Origin of the sequence: Streptomyces sp. NBC_00353 (assembly GCF_036108815.1) — a bacterium.
GTDB lineage: Bacteria > Actinomycetota > Actinomycetes > Streptomycetales > Streptomycetaceae > Streptomyces.
This window is the reverse complement of sequence record NZ_CP107985.1, coordinates 3,010,325-3,024,296: the sequence shown is the minus strand read 5'-3', so window position 1 is coordinate 3,024,296 and position 13,972 is coordinate 3,010,325. Positions and strand designations below refer to the sequence as shown.

13 protein-coding genes are annotated in these 13,972 nt (G+C 70.0%); 1 reads left to right on the top strand and 12 read right to left on the bottom strand.

The genetic code is table 11. From position 1 onward, the window contains the following. Nucleotides 1–4 precede the first annotated feature (4 nt). The 12 genes from OHA88_RS13845 to OHA88_RS13790 all read right to left on the bottom strand — a co-directional run bounded on the left by OHA88_RS13845 (nt 5) and on the right by OHA88_RS13790 (nt 12,695). Nucleotides 5–913 carry an ABC transporter permease gene (locus tag OHA88_RS13845; RefSeq protein ID WP_328625747.1) on the bottom strand — a complete coding sequence of 303 codons (909 nt, stop codon included), beginning with the start codon at nt 911–913 and terminating at the stop codon, nt 5–7. Further along, nucleotides 900–1,691: an ABC transporter ATP-binding protein gene (locus OHA88_RS13840; protein ID WP_267000534.1), complete on the bottom strand. Its 792-nt coding sequence runs from the start codon at nt 1,689–1,691 to the stop codon at nt 900–902. The genes OHA88_RS13845 and OHA88_RS13840 overlap by 14 nt, the downstream gene beginning before the upstream one ends. A gap of 38 nt (nt 1,692–1,729) precedes the next feature. Next, nucleotides 1,730–2,845 carry an ABC transporter substrate-binding protein gene (locus OHA88_RS13835; RefSeq protein WP_267000532.1) on the bottom strand — a complete coding sequence of 372 codons (1,116 nt, stop codon included), beginning with the start codon at nt 2,843–2,845 and terminating at the stop codon, nt 1,730–1,732. Nucleotides 2,846–3,089: 244 nt separating this feature from the next. Then, nucleotides 3,090–4,433, bottom strand: a complete 1,344-nt coding sequence (locus OHA88_RS13830; protein ID WP_328625746.1) for a sulfate adenylyltransferase subunit 1 — start codon at nt 4,431–4,433, stop codon at nt 3,090–3,092. Between the two features lies 1 nt (nt 4,434). Continuing rightward, nucleotides 4,435–5,370: a sulfate adenylyltransferase subunit CysD gene (gene cysD / locus OHA88_RS13825; RefSeq protein ID WP_267000528.1), complete on the bottom strand. Its 936-nt coding sequence runs from the start codon at nt 5,368–5,370 to the stop codon at nt 4,435–4,437. Then, on the bottom strand, nt 5,367–5,912 hold the full coding sequence (cysC, locus tag OHA88_RS13820; RefSeq protein WP_030917145.1) for an adenylyl-sulfate kinase: 546 nt from the start codon (nt 5,910–5,912) through the stop codon (nt 5,367–5,369). The genes cysD and cysC overlap by 4 nt, the downstream gene beginning before the upstream one ends. A gap of 23 nt (nt 5,913–5,935) precedes the next feature. Further along, nucleotides 5,936–6,637: a phosphoadenylyl-sulfate reductase gene (locus tag OHA88_RS13815; RefSeq protein ID WP_267000526.1), complete on the bottom strand. Its 702-nt coding sequence runs from the start codon at nt 6,635–6,637 to the stop codon at nt 5,936–5,938. After that, a complete protein-coding gene (locus tag OHA88_RS13810; RefSeq protein WP_030917138.1) occupies nt 6,634–6,813 on the bottom strand; it encodes a hypothetical protein in 180 nt (59 codons plus the stop codon). The genes OHA88_RS13815 and OHA88_RS13810 overlap by 4 nt, the downstream gene beginning before the upstream one ends. Next, a complete protein-coding gene (locus tag OHA88_RS13805) occupies nt 6,810–8,507 on the bottom strand; it encodes a nitrite/sulfite reductase (protein WP_328625745.1) in 1,698 nt (565 codons plus the stop codon). The genes OHA88_RS13810 and OHA88_RS13805 overlap by 4 nt, the downstream gene beginning before the upstream one ends. A gap of 349 nt (nt 8,508–8,856) precedes the next feature. Beyond that, entirely contained in the window at nt 8,857–9,447 is a 591-nt protein-coding gene (locus OHA88_RS13800) for a GNAT family N-acetyltransferase (protein ID WP_030974956.1), read from the bottom strand. Nucleotides 9,448–9,532: 85 nt separating this feature from the next. Continuing rightward, nucleotides 9,533–10,813: a helix-turn-helix domain-containing protein gene (locus OHA88_RS13795; protein WP_328625744.1), complete on the bottom strand. Its 1,281-nt coding sequence runs from the start codon at nt 10,811–10,813 to the stop codon at nt 9,533–9,535. A 244-nt stretch (nt 10,814–11,057) separates the two neighbouring features. Beyond that, the gene (locus tag OHA88_RS13790) at nt 11,058–12,695 is read right to left on the bottom strand and encodes an acyl-CoA dehydrogenase family protein (protein WP_326606335.1); all 1,638 of its coding nucleotides are present in this window, start codon (nt 12,693–12,695) and stop codon (nt 11,058–11,060) included. Between the two features lie 17 nt (nt 12,696–12,712). Between OHA88_RS13790 and OHA88_RS13785 the strand changes: the two genes are divergently transcribed. Further along, nucleotides 12,713–13,909: a YihY/virulence factor BrkB family protein gene (locus OHA88_RS13785; RefSeq protein WP_328625743.1), complete on the top strand. Its 1,197-nt coding sequence runs from the start codon at nt 12,713–12,715 to the stop codon at nt 13,907–13,909. Nucleotides 13,910–13,972 lie beyond the last annotated feature (63 nt).

Sequence of the window (13,972 nt, the reverse complement as noted above, 5' to 3'; positions counted from 1 at the left end):
GTACTCAGTTCTTGACGAGGAGGCCGCGGCTGCGCAGCACCCACCGCTCCAGCGGACTGAAGATCAGCAGGTCGATGGCGATGCCGACGATCAGGATCAGGAAGATGGCGAGGAACACCATCGACATGCTGCTGGTCTCCCGGCCCTGCTCCAGCAACTGCCCCAGGCCCACGCCCAGATCGGGCGACGAGGCGATGATCTCGGCGGCCATCAGCGAGCGCCAGGAGAACGCCCAGCCCTGCTTCAGCCCCGCCAGATAGCCCGGCAGCGAGGCGGGCAGCACGATGTGCCAGGTACCGCGCAGCCCGGTGGCGCCCAGCGTCTGCCCCGCCCGCAGATGAAGCGGCGGGATCTGGTCGACACCGGCGACGAGACCGTTGGCGATCGACGGGACGGCGCCCAGCAGGATCACCGCGTACATCATCCTGTCGTCGAGCCCCAGCCAGAGGACCGCGGGCGGCACCCAGGCCACCGACGGCAGTGACTGGAGACCCGAGAGCACCGGTCCGATCGCCGCGCGCACCACCTTCACGCGCGCCACCAGCAGCCCGAGCGGGGTGCCGATGACGAGCGCCAGCAGGAAGCCGAACAGGCCGCGCGAGACGCTCGTCCAGATGTAGCCGAGCAGGGTGCCCTGCGACCAGGCGTTGCTCACCTCGTCCCAGACCTGGGACGGCGACGGCAGCTTGTAGTCGTCGGTGACCTTCGCCCAGATGAGGATCTGCCAGACGACCAGGACGAGTGCGATGGCCACGACCGGCGGCAGGACCTTCTGCACCAGCACCTGGCGCACCGGGGTGCGGCTCACCCGCACCGCGTCGAGTGCGTCAAGACCCGCCTCGAGGCCGGCCAGGTCCTGGGCGGCGTCCTTGACGGCGGCGTCCTCGGTAGTGGTGGTCTCAGTGCTGGCCATGTCGGCGGATCTCCCCACGCAGTTGTTCCGTGATCTCGACGGACAGCTCCGCCACCGCGGTGTCCTCGATGCGGCGCGGCTGGTCGATGTCGACCGTCCACTCGCGAGCGATCCGGCCAGGCCGCGACGACAGCAGGACGACCCGCTCGGCGAGCCGGACCGCCTCCCGCACGTTGTGCGTGACGAAGAGGACCGAGACGTTCGTCTCGCGCCAGATCCGGGTCAGCTCGTCGTGCAGAACATCCCGGGTGATGGCGTCGAGTGCGGCGAACGGCTCGTCCATCAGCAGTAGTTGACTGTCCTGGGCGAGCGCGCGGGCCATCGCCACCCGCTGGCGCATGCCGCCCGAGAGTTCGTGCACCCGCTTCCCGTACGCCCCGCCGAGCCGTACGAGTTCGAGCAGCCGCTCCGCCTCGGTACGGCGGTCGGACTTGGGTACGCCACGCAGCCGCAGCGCGAGTTCGATGTTCTTGCCCGCGGTCAGCCACGGGAAGAGGGCGTGCTCCTGGAACATCAGGGCCGGCCGCCCGCCGGGGGTCTCGATGGACCCCGCGGTCGGGCGGTCGAGTCCGGCCACCAGGTTGAGCAGCGTCGATTTGCCGCACCCGGAAGCTCCCAGGAGGGTGACGAACTCGCCGGGAGCGACATCGAGCGTGATGTCGTCCAGGACGAGCTGCGTCCCCTCCGGTCCGCCGAAGGACTTCGAGACGTGCGCGATACGGGCGGCGTGCCCGGCCGACACACGGTCCTCGGCCTTGGTGAGAGTGGTCGTCGCCATGGTCGTCACCTCCTGGGAGATCCTGGATCGGTCGGGGGTTACTTGACGCCGAGACCGGCGTCGGCGACCTCGGGCTTGCCCGCGGCCTTGAGGATCTTGTTCAGCGGCTTCAGGTCGTAGATGCCGCTCAGGTCCGTCTGCTCCAGCAGACCGGCCTTCACCGCGTGCTTGGCCTCCGTGTCGAGGGTGGCGGCCAGCGGGTCATCGGTGAACTGGACGGACTTCCACGCCGGGTCGATGACCTCGGGCGGCAGCGCCTTTCCGGACAGCTCCTTGAGCGCGGCGTTGGCGGAGGCCTTCGCCTTGTCCGGGTTGGCGTTGATCCACGCGTTGGTGTTGACCGAACCGCGCAGCACCGCCTCGACGACGTCCGGGTGCTCGCTGAGGAACTTCTGCGACACGATGATGTTCGTGATCACGAACTTCTTGTCCGGCCAGAGCGTCGACTCGTCGAGGAGCACCTTGGCGCCCTGCGCGACCAGCTTGGACGCGGTCGGCTCCGGGACCCAGGCACCGTCGATGGAACCGGCCTTGTAGGCGTCCGGGGTCACCTTGTTGTCCGTACGGACCACGGAGACGTCGCCCTTGCCGCTCTGGGCGTCGACCTTCCAGCCCTTCTCGGAGATCCAGTTGAGGAACGCCACGTCCTGGGTGTTGCCGAGCTGCGGGGTGGCGATCTTCTTGCCCTTGAGATCGTCCAGGGTCTTGATCTTCTTGGGGTTGACGACCAGCTTCACGCCGCCGGACGCCGAACCGCCGATGATCCGCAGGCTCTTGCCCTTGGACTTGGCGAAACCGTTGATGGCGGGGGAGGGGCCGATGAAGCCGATGTCGATCGACCCCGCGTTGAGCGCCTCGATCTCGGACGGCCCGGCGTTGAACGTCGACGGCTTGACCGTCGTGCCGCCGAGCTCCTTGGCGATCAGGCCTTCCTGGATGCCGACCAGGGCGGTGGCGTGCGTGAGGTTCGGGAAGTAGCCGATCTTCACGGTGTCCGCGGAGAGCTTCTTGCCGCCGGAGGAGACGTTCGCCTTCTTGGCGTCGTCGTCCTTCGCCTCGGAGCCGTAACCGCAGGCGGTGAGGGCCACGGCGAGCAGCGGCAGAGCGGCGGCAGCGGCGAGGCTGCGGCGCAGGGTGATACGGGTGGCAGGCACGGGAGGCTTTCCTCTCGTTGGCCCGGTACTCGCGTCCCTCGTCGGTTACGGGGACGCGGCCGGGAAGTCGGCATGTCTTCGTCTGAACTGGCGGTACAGGCGGTGCGGTTGGTGCAAGCGGGCGCGCAGGCAGTGCGCGTACGTCATCACGCACATCGCGCAACCCCGCCCTGGCCGCTGCCGAGGGTGCCGCTGCCGACGCGGCCCCCCTCCTTCGCGAACGTCGCGAAGACGTCGATACTCATCAGAAGTCCCATTCGGGGTCGTCGGTGGCGGCTTCCTCGCCCGTGGCCGCGGCGGCGAACGCCTGGCCCGCCATGCCGGCCGTGAGCGTGGTGCCGTCCGCCGGGTCGATCAGCAGGAACGAACCGGTGCGGCGCGAGTCCGCGTAGGCGTCGAGCGCGAGCGGTTCGGCGGTACGGACGACGACCCGGCCGATGTCGTTGGCGACGAGCCGGCCGGGCGCCGGGTGCTGCGAGAGGTCGTCCAGCGTCAGCCGGGACGGGATGTCCTTGACGATCGCCTTGACCGTGCGGGTGGTGTGCTTGAGCAGTACCCGCTGGCCGACGGCGAGCGGCTGGTCCGCGACGTGGCAGACGGTCGCCTCGACGTCCTGAGTGACTGCCGGTGCGTCGTCGGCCGGTGCGATCAGGTCACCGCGCGAGACGTCGATGTCGTCGGCCAGCCGGATGGTCACCGACTGGGGCGCCCAGGCGATGTCCACGCTCTCGCCGAGCGCGTCGATCCCGGCGATCGTCGACGTACGGCCGGACGGAAGGACGGTGACGGCCTCGCCCACGCGGAACGCACCGGCGGCGATCTGGCCCGCGTAGCCCCGGTAGTCGGGGTGCTCGGCGGTCTGCGGCCGGATCACGTACTGGACGGGGAAGCGTGCGTGGCAGGCGGTGAGGTCGTGGCTGACCGGCACCGTCTCCAGGTGCTCCAGCACCGTCGGACCGCCGTACCAGTCCATGTGCGCGGACGGCTCCACGACGTTGTCACCGGCCAGCGCGGAGATCGGGATCGCGGTGATCTCCGGGACGCCGAGCGAGGCCGCGTACGCGGTGAACTCCTCCGCGATGGCGGCGAATACGGGCTCCGCGTAGTCGACCAGGTCCATCTTGTTGACGGCGAGGACCACGTGCGGCACCCGTAGCAGCGCGGCGACGGCGGCGTGCCGGCGGGTCTGCTCGACGACACCGTTGCGGGCGTCGACCAGGACGACGGCGAGCTCGGCGGTCGAGGCACCCGTCACCATGTTCCGGGTGTACTGCACATGCCCCGGGGTGTCGGCCAGGATGAACCGGCGGCGCGGCGTGGCGAAGTAGCGGTAGGCGACATCGATGGTGATGCCCTGCTCGCGCTCGGCCCGCAGCCCGTCGGTCAGCAGCGCCAGGTCCGGCGCCTCCTGGCCCCGGTTGCGCGAGGCGTGCTCGACGGCCTCCAGCTGGTCGGTGAGGACCGACTTGGAGTCGTGCAGCAGGCGTCCGACGAGGGTGGACTTGCCGTCGTCGACGGACCCCGCGGTGGCGAACCGCAGCAGGGTCGTGGTCGACAACTGCTCTGCGTGCCGGGTGAATGTGGTCATCCTAGAAGTACCCCTCGCGCTTGCGGTCTTCCATCGCGGCCTCGGACATCTTGTCGTCGGCGCGTGTCGCGCCCCGCTCGGTGAGCCGGGAGGCGGCGATCTCGGTGATCACGGCGGCGAGCGTCGTGGCGTCGGAGTCGACGGCGCCGGTGCAGGACATGTCGCCGACGGTGCGGTAGCGCACCTGCCGGGTCTCGACCCGCTCGCCCTCCTTGGGGCCGCCCCAGTCACCGGCGGTCAGCCACATCCCGGACCGGTTGAAGACCTCCCGCTCGTGGGCGAAGTAGATCTCCGGGAGCTCGATGCCCTCGCGCTCGATGTACTGCCAGACATCGAGCTCGGTCCAGTTGGAGATCGGGAAGACCCGGACGTGCTCGCCGGGGGCGTGCCGGCCGTTGTACAGCTGCCACAGCTCGGGGCGCTGGCGGCGCGGGTCCCACTGGGAGAACTCGTCGCGCAGCGAGAAGACCCGCTCCTTGGCGCGTGCCTTCTCCTCGTCGCGGCGGCCGCCGCCGAACACGGCGTCGAAGCGGTGCTGCTGGATCGCCTCGGTCAGCGGCACGGTCTGCAGCGGGTTGCGCGTACCGTCGGGGCGCTCGCGGAGCTTCCCGGCGTCGATGTACTCCTGCACGGAGGCCACATGCAGCCGCAGCCCGTGCTCGGCGACCGTGCGGTCGCGGTACTCCAGGACCTCGGGGAAGTTGTGTCCCGTGTCCACATGCAGCAGTGCGAACGGCACCGGCGCGGGCGCGAAAGCCTTGAGCGCCAGATGCAGCATCAGGATGGAGTCCTTGCCGCCGGAGAACAGGATCACCGGCCGTTCGAACTCCCCCGCCACCTCACGGAAGATGTGCACCGCCTCGGACTCCAGGGAGTCCAGGTGGCTGAGTGCGTACGGATTGTCGGTGCCTTCCGACACAGTCGCGACGGTCGTCACGCTGCACCCCTCTCGCTCAGCAGCGCATACAGCTCCGCCGCGGACTCCTGCACGGTCTGCTGGTGCGACTCGATCCGCAGGTCCGGCGACTCGGGCGCCTCGTACGGGTCGTCGACCCCGGTGAGCCCGCTGATCTCGCCCGCCGCCTGCTTGGCGTAGAGGCCCTTCACATCGCGTACGGAGCACACCTCCACCGGAGTCGCGACATGCACCTCCAGATACGCGGTGCCCTCCGCCTGATGGCGCTTGCGTACGGCGTCACGGCTGTCCGCGTACGGGGCGATGACCGGAACCAGCACCTTCACGCCGTTGGCGGCCAGGAGTTCGGCGACGAAGCCGATCCGCTGGACGTTGGTGTGCCGGTCCTCGCGGGAGAAGCCGAGCCCCGCGGAGAGGAACTCCCGGATCTCGTCGCCGTCGAGCACCTCCACCCGGTGGCCCTCGCCGCGCAGCCGGCCGGCCAGTTCGTACGCGATGGTGGTCTTGCCCGCGCTCGGCAGACCGGTGAGCCAGATGGTGGCTCCCGTCTCCGTCACGCTCATCGAAGTCTCCTGATCAGTCGTCATCAGTCGTGCAGCCCGCACTCGGTTTTGCCCCGTCCGGCCCAGCGGCCGGCGCGCGCGTCCTCGCCCTCCAGCACCCGGCGGGTGCAGGGCGCGCAGCCCACGGAGGCGTACCCGTCCATCAACAGCGGGTTGGTGAGGACTCCGTGCTCCGCGACATACGCGTCCACGTCGTCCTGCGTCCAGCGCGCGATCGGCGAGATCTTGACCTTCTGCCGCTTCTCGTCCCAGCCGACCACCGGGGTGTTCGCCCGGGTCGGGGACTCGTCGCGACGCAGCCCGGTCGCCCAGGCCGCATACGAAGTCAGGCCCTCCTCAAGGGGCTTGACCTTCCGCAGCTTGCAGCACAGGTCGGGGTCGCGGTCGTGCAGCTTCGGCCCGTACTCGGCGTCCTGTTCGGCGACGCTCTGACGCGGGGTCAGCGTGATGACATTGACGTCCATCACGGCATCCACCGCGTCGCGGGTCCCGATCGTCTCCTCGAAGTGGTACCCGGTGTCGAGGAAGACCACGTCGACGCCGGGGAAGGCGCGGGAGGCGAGGTGCGCCACGACCGCGTCCTCCATCGAGGAGGTGACGCAGAACCGTTTGCCGAAGGTGTCGGCGGCCCACTTCAGGATCTCCAGCGGGGAGGCGTCCTCCAGCTCCCGGCCCGCGCGCTCGGCCAGGGTCTTGAGGTCATCGGTCTGCAGAGTGTCCGTCATATCCCGTCCCCTTCAACGTCGTTGCGCTGCAGTCCCCGGGTCAGCAGACCCAGGAACTTGAGCTGGAACGCGCGGTTGCAGGATGCACATTCCCAGGCCCCGTGCCCGGTCTCGTGCGGGCGCAGGTCCTCGTCCCCGCAGTACGGGCAGTAGAACGGTGCGGCGCGGCCGCTCATGACAGCGACTCCGCACTGGCCCGCGCCGCCCACGTCGCGAACCGCTCGCCGTCCTCGCGCTCCTTCTGGAACCGGCCGAGCACCCGCTCGACATAGTCCGGCAGCTCGGCCGAGGTGACCTTCAGGCCACGGACCTTGCGACCGAAGCCGGCCTCCAGACCCAGTGCGCCTCCCAGGTGCACCTGGAAGCCCTCCACCTGGTTGCCGTCGGCGTCCAGGACGAGCTGGCCCTTGAGGCCGATGTCCGCGGTCTGGATGCGGGCGCAGGCGTTGGGGCATCCGTTGACATTGATGGTCAGCGGCTCGTCGAAGTCCGGCAGGCGGCGCTCCAGTTCGTCGATCAGCGAGGCGCCACGCGCCTTCGTCTCGACGATCGCCAGCTTGCAGAACTCGATGCCGGTGCAGGCCATCGTGCCGCGCCGGAACGGCGAGGGCTTCACCTGGAAGTCGAGCGCCTCGAGACCGGCAACCAGGGAGTCCACCTGGTCCCGCTCCACGTCGAGGATGAGCATCTTCTGCTCGACGGTGGTACGCAGCCGGTCCGAGCCGTGCGCGGCCGCCAGGTCGGCGATCTTGGCCAGTGTGGCGCCGTCCACGCGGCCGACCCGGGGCGCGAACCCGACGTAGAAACGGCCGTCCTGCTGCTCGTGGACACCCACGTGGTCGCGCCAGCGGTTGCTCGGCTGCTCGGGGGCGGGGCCGTCGAGCAGCGGGCGCTTGAGGTACTCGTCCTCCAGCACCTGGCGGAACTTCACGGGGCCCCAGTCGGCCATCAGGAACTTCAGCCGTGCGCGGGTGCGCAGCCGGCGGTAGCCGTAGTCGCGGAAGATGCCGACGACTCCGGCCCAGACGTCCGGCACCTCGTCGAGCGGCACCCATGCGCCCAGCCGCTCGGCGAGCCGCGGGTTGGTGGAGAGCCCGCCACCGACCCAGACGTCGAAGCCCGGACCGTGCTCGGGGTGGACCACGCCGACGAACGCGATGTCGTTGATCTCGTGGACCACGTCCTGCACCGGCGAACCGGAGATCGCGGTCTTGAACTTGCGCGGCAGGTTGGAGAATTCCTTGCTGCCGATGTAGCGGTCGTGGATCTCGTCGACGGCGGGCGTGCCGTCGATGATCTCGTCGGCGGCGATGCCCGCCACCGGGGAGCCGATGATCACGCGGGGGCAGTCGCCGCACGCCTCGGTGGTGGACAGCCCGACGGCCTCCAGCTTCTCCCAGATCGCCGGGACGTCCTCGATGCGGATCCAGTGCAGCTGGATGTTCTGCCGGTCGGTGATGTCCGCGGTGCCGCGCGCGTACTCCTGCGAGATCTCGCCGATGACCCGTAGCTGCGCGGTGGTCAGCCGGCCGCCGTCGATCCGTACCCGCAGCATGAAGTACTTGTCATCCAGCTCCTCCGGCTCCAGGATCGCGGTCTTGCCGCCGTCGATCCCGGGCTTGCGCTGGGTGTACAGACCCCACCAACGCATGCGCCCACGCAGGTCGTTCGGGTCGATCGAGTCGAAACCCCGCTTGGAGTAGATCGTCTCAATGCGTGTCCGCACATTGAGACCGTCGTCGTCCTTCTTGAACTGCTCATTGCCGTTGAGCGGAGTGTGGTGCCCCACGGCCCACTGGCCTTCGCCACGGTGGCGTCCGGCCTTGCGGCGGGGTGCGGTGGTCGCAGGCTGTTCCGGGGTAGCGGCCATGACAGTACGTCCTTCGGGACTGCAGGAGGGCGGCTCTGAACTGCACACTCGCGCTGAGGCGCGGCGGTGCGCAGGTGTGGCAGAGAAAGGGGGATCGCGGCGGTGCTGGGACTCTCAGCCCGCCGGACAGATGGCGCTGGACATGCGGCCGAAGTCGACGTGGCGTCGACTCACCAAGGCAATTCCAGTTCCAGACATGACGGAAGCGTGTCACGCGCCTCTCGGGACAGTCCACCGCAATCCATGATGTGGACGAGACTGTCCCGAAAGGTGAGACGGTGTGGCGGCCGTCACCTCGCCGCCTGCGTCAGGGCGCCCGTAATGGGGGTATTGGCCGAAACGTGCCGCTCTATCGGGCGGCGCCGGGCCACGGTCCCGGCGTCGCCACGTCCGCCTCCAGCTCGACCTTGGTGTCGAAGAGCCTGAACCCGCGGCGCAGATAGTTGTCCATGGCGTGCGGGCCGTCCTTGGAGCAGGTGTGCAGCCATACCCGCTTCGTCGGCGGCCGCTCCGGCCAGCGCTCCGCCAGGTCCCAGGCGCGCGCTGCCCCGTACGCGAGAAGATGACCGCCGATCCGGCGCCCCCGGAAGGCCGGGATCAGGCCGAAGTACATGATCTCGACCACGCCGTCGTCCTGCGGGTCCAGCTCGATGTAGCCGGCCGGGGTCCCGTTCTCGTACGCCACCCAGGTCTCCGCCCCGGGCCGGTCCAGGGCCTCCTGCCACTCGGCGTACGTCATCGAGAGCCGGTCGGTCCACTGGATGTCGCCGCCGACCGCTGTGTACAGGAAGCGGCTGAACTCCGGCAGCGGCACCGCCGACCGTACGATCCGGACGTCACCCTCGGGGGCCGCGGCGGGCCGCAGATCGTCGGGGGAGGTCTGTTCCAGGGACCAGACGGTCACCTCGGCGGCGGCAGGGGCGGGCTCAGGGTTGCTCATGCCTGCCAGGGAATCATGCTGTACAGCTCTGGCCAAAGCCTGTCCCGCTGCCTGGACTGCGACTCCGGTCACGGCCCGGCTCCCGTCACGCCGACGTACGGGCCCTGACCACCACCGGCGCCGTCGAGCGCGGCAGCAGATCGCCCGGGTGTTCCGGATGGATCACCTCCACCGCGACCCCCTCACCGAAGCGGTACGGCCGGTGCGCCAGCACCTCGGCCAGATGGCGCCGCAGCCGTGAGATCTCCGCCCGGACCGTCACCGTCCGGGTCGCATCGCCGAAGATGTCCTCCGCCAGCTCCGACGCCGTACGCCCCTCGGGGTGCAGCGCCAGCGCGTACAGCAGCTCGGCATGGCGCGGCGAGAGCCGCTGGGTCGACGAGCCGACCGGGCCCGTCACCGTGACCGTGAGGCCGGGCGGCCGGCTCAGATCGAGGACCACCCGGCGCGGCGGCGCATCCGACGGCTCGTCCGTCACCTGCACCAGCCAGCCGCCGGGCAGCGGCTCCACCCGGCACATACCGAGCGACGGCAGCCACGCCCGGCCGGCCTGCAGTGACTTCGGCAGCGGCAGCCGGTCGACCGGCGGCATGCCGGTGACGGCGGCCAGCCAGCCGTGCGGGTCCACCACCAGCGCCCGGCCGCCCAGCCGGGCGAGGAGCGGGGCCGCCACCGAACGCAGCCGGTCGACCGCGACCAGATGCCGGGTCCGGATCTCGTTCTCGGCGAGCCGGGCCACCGAACCGACCAGCGCCAGCGTCATCGGATGGAATGTGGTCGCGGGGCCGCTGATGTCGACGATGCCGATCAGCCGGCCGTCGCGCGGATCACGGACCGGGGTCGCCGCACACGTCCAGGAGTGCAGACTGCGGACGAAATGCTCCGACGAGTGGACCTGGACCGGGGCGCGCGAGGCGAGTGCCGTACCGATCGCGTTCGTGCCCGTGATCGTCTCGGCCCAGGACGCACCCTCCTCCAGACAGATGCCGTCGGCCCGGCGGAGCACCCCCGAGTTGCCCTGCCGCCAGAGCACCCGGCCCTCGGTATCGGTGACGACCATGATCTGTTGCGCGGTGTCGGCGATGGAGACCAGACCGTCGCTGAGCAGCGGCATCACCTCACCCAGCGCGGAACTGCGGCGCCGGTGCTCGATCTCGTCCGTCTCCAGCAGCACACTCTGGGTGGACTGCTCGGGGTCGATGCCGCTGCGCAGCACCCGGTCCCAGGAGGCACCGATCTCGGCCCGTGGTGCGACGGGCGGGCGGTCGCCGGCGAGCCTCGCCTCCCGGGCCTTGTGGAGCAAGCGCGTGGCCCGGTCCGAACCCAGGGCGGCCAGCCGTGTCACCTCGACCGGACCTGTCTCCACCGTCGATCCCCCCAGCTGCCGGAGCCGAGTCCACGGCCCGGCTTCCATCCTGTCGTTGTGGGGTTCCCGATACTGCGCACTCCACACACTCGTTGCAACCCTTTGCAACTCTGGCGGTCGCGTGTCGATACGTACGAGAGTGGCGTAATACCGCGCGGCGGAGCCTGTGCCCCGCTGTTCGGTGTGCACAGCATGAAGGGTGGTGCCGTGTCGGCGCAGCACCACCCTTCGTCGCTGTTCCTGCTCAGGGCGCGACGGGCCGGGCCCGCTCCACGATCGAGGCCAGGTCCAGGCTGTGCGGCAGCGTCCCGAACGCCGAACCCCAGTCCCCGCCCAGCCGTGACGCGCAGAACGCGTCGGCCACCTCCGGCGGCGCCCAGCGCACGAGCAGCGACCCCTGCAGCACCAGCGCCATCCGCTCGACGAGCCGCCGGGCCCGCGCCTCGATCCCGTTCAGATCGGCCAGCTCGGTCAGCATGTCCTTGATCGCCCCGTCCAACCGGTGATCCGCACCGCGCGCCCTGCCGACCTCCTGCAGGAACGCGTTCAGCGCCTGCGGCTCGCGCTGCAGCGCCCGCAGCACATCCAGCGCCTGCACGTTCCCCGAGCCCTCCCAGATCGAGTTGAGCGGCGCCTCACGCAGCAGCCGCGGCATCCCGGACTCCTCGACGTAACCGTTGCCGCCCAGACACTCCAGCGCCTCGGCGGCCAGCGGTGCGCAGCGCTTCGTCACCCAGTACTTCGCCGTCGGCACCGCGATCCGCAGGAACGCCCGCTCCGCCTCCGTATCGGCGTCGTACGCAGCGGCCAGCCGCAGCGCCAGCACCGTCGCCGCCTCCGACTCCAGCGCCAGATCGGCCAGCACATTGCGCATCAGCGGCTTCTCGATCAGCACCCCGCCGAACGCGCTGCGGTACGTGCAGTGATGGATCGCCTGCGCCACCGCCTGCCGCATCAGTGCCGCCGAACCGAGCACACAGTCCAGCCGGGTCGCGGCGACCATCTCGATGATGGTGCGCACCCCGCGCCCCTCGTCGCCGACCCGGCGTGCCCACGTCCCGTCGAACTCGACCTCGCTCGACGCGTTGGACCGGTTGCCCAGTTTGTCCTTGAGGCGCTGGATCGCGAACACGTTGCGGGTGCCGTCCGGCAGCACCCGGGGCAGCAGGAAGCACGTCAGCCCGCCGGGCGCCTGCGCCAGCACCAGGAAGCCGTCGGACATCGGCGCCGAGCAGAACCACTTGTGCCCGGTCAGCAGATACTCGCCGTCGGCCGACAGCGGCTCGGCCCGCGTCGTGTTGGCCCGCACGTCGGAGCCGCCCTGCTTCTCCGTCATGCCCATTCCGAAGAGCACCCCGGCCTTCTGCGCGGGGGGCCGCAGCCCCGCCTCGTACACCCACGAGGTCAGGCGCGGCTCCCACTCGGCGGCCAGCACCGGATCGGTCCGCAGCGCGGGCACTGCCGCATGCGTCATCGACAGCGGGCAGCCGTGCCCGCCCTCGGGCTGCGTCCACACCAGGAACCCGGCGGCGCGCCGCACATGACCGCCCGGCCGGCCCCAGGCGTCGGTCAGCCCGGCGGTGACCGCGTGCCCCAGCAGCCGGTGCCAGGCCGGATGGAACTCCACTTCGTCGATGCGATGCCCGTACCGGTCATGGGTACGCAGTTTCGGCGGGTACTCGTTCGCCTGCGCACCCCACCGCTGGACCTGCGCGGACCCGGCGGACCGGCCCAGCTCGCCGAGCTCGTCGCGTGCACCGGCGAGCAGCTCGGGTGCGAGGTGCCGCTCGACGGCCTCGGTGAGCGCGCGGTCGGCGGCGAAGACGTCGTAGTCGACCAGGGGCGGGACCTGGTTGGACACTGTGTGGGTGGTGGCTGCCATGCCGATACGGTAAGGATGTGCAGGCAGCAAATGAAACACCCGAGCGGCCACCGGGCCGGCTCCACCGGGCCCGAGTCCTCTACCGCAACGTATCCAAGCGGCAGATGGTCTGGCAGCTGCTCAAGGACACCGTCAATTCGTGCATGGAGTACCGCATTCTCGGTCTCGCGGCCGAGGCGGCGTTCTTCACCCTGCTGTCGCTGCCGCCGCTGCTCCTCGGACTGATCGGACTGCTCGGCTACGTCGATGAGTGGACGAACACCACCACGGTCGCGTCCATCGAGCGCAACATCCTGAACGCGGCGCAGACGGTCCTGTCCCAGCGGGGCGTCAACGACTTCGCCAAACCGCTCCTGGCGGACGTCACGACCGGCGCCCGCCCCGATGTCATCTCCATCGGCTTCGCGATCGCTCTCTGGTCGGGGTCCCGTGCGGTGAACGTCTTCATCGAGACGATCACCGTGATGTACGGCCTCGACGGCCAGCGCGGCATCGTCAAGACACGGCTGCTCTCCTTCCTGCTGTACATCGTGGCGCTGCTGCTCGGCGCGGTCGTGCTGCCGCTGCTCGTGGTCGGCCCCGACCGGGTCGTGGAGTTCATCCCGTGGGGCACGGAGGTCATAAGCATCTTCTACTGGCCCCTGGTGATCCTGCTGTCGATCGCGTTCCTGACGACGCTCTACCACGTGTCCGTGCCGGTCCGCTCGCCGTGGATCGAGGACGTGCCGGGTGCGCTCGTGGCGCTCGCGATGTGGGTGGTCGGGAGCTTCCTGCTGCGGATCTATCTGACCAGCACGGTCGAGGGGCCGACGATCTACGGCTCGCTGGCCGCCCCGATCGCCGTGTTGCTGTGGATCGGCATCTCCGCGTTCGCGGTGCTGGTGGGGGCGGCGGTCAACGCCGCCATCGACCGGGTGTGGCCCTCGCTGGCGACGGCGGCGGCGCGTGCGGCCAACGACCGGGTGCGAGCGGCCCAGGCCGCGGAGCTCCTGGCGCGGGCGCAGGCGGAGAACGCCGAGGCGGACTGGGACGACATCGACGAGGGCGACACCCCCTATATGCCGTCCGAGTTCCCTGAGCGGTGGTCGAGGTTCCTGCCGCCCGACGATGTGAAGTCCAGGCTGCGGCAGCCGAGCCGCGACAAGGAGACGACGAAGGACACGTCCAAGGACGCGGATCGGCAGGGCAAGGGGTCCCCGAAGTCGCGGTCGTAGTGCCGCCGGCGTCTCACCGGGCGACCAGGAAGCCGAAACGGTTGCCCGGCGACATTAGCGTGT

Coding starts and splice junctions, on each gene's coding strand:
- OHA88_RS13845 (WP_328625747.1), bottom strand. CDS start 913: ATGGCCAGCACTGAGACCACCACTACCGAGGACGCCGCCGTCAAGGAC.
- OHA88_RS13840 (WP_267000534.1), bottom strand. CDS start 1,691: ATGGCGACGACCACTCTCACCAAGGCCGAGGACCGTGTGTCGGCCGGG.
- OHA88_RS13830 (WP_328625746.1), bottom strand. CDS start 4,433: ATGACCACATTCACCCGGCACGCAGAGCAGTTGTCGACCACGACCCTG.
- cysC (WP_030917145.1), bottom strand. CDS start 5,912: ATGAGCGTGACGGAGACGGGAGCCACCATCTGGCTCACCGGTCTGCCG.
- OHA88_RS13815 (WP_267000526.1), bottom strand. CDS start 6,637: ATGACGGACACTCTGCAGACCGATGACCTCAAGACCCTGGCCGAGCGC.
- OHA88_RS13810 (WP_030917138.1), bottom strand. CDS start 6,813: ATGAGCGGCCGCGCCGCACCGTTCTACTGCCCGTACTGCGGGGACGAG.
- OHA88_RS13805 (WP_328625745.1), bottom strand. CDS start 8,507: ATGGCCGCTACCCCGGAACAGCCTGCGACCACCGCACCCCGCCGCAAG.
- OHA88_RS13800 (WP_030974956.1), bottom strand. CDS start 9,447: ATGAGCAACCCTGAGCCCGCCCCTGCCGCCGCCGAGGTGACCGTCTGG.
- OHA88_RS13790 (WP_326606335.1), bottom strand. CDS start 12,695: ATGGCAGCCACCACCCACACAGTGTCCAACCAGGTCCCGCCCCTGGTC.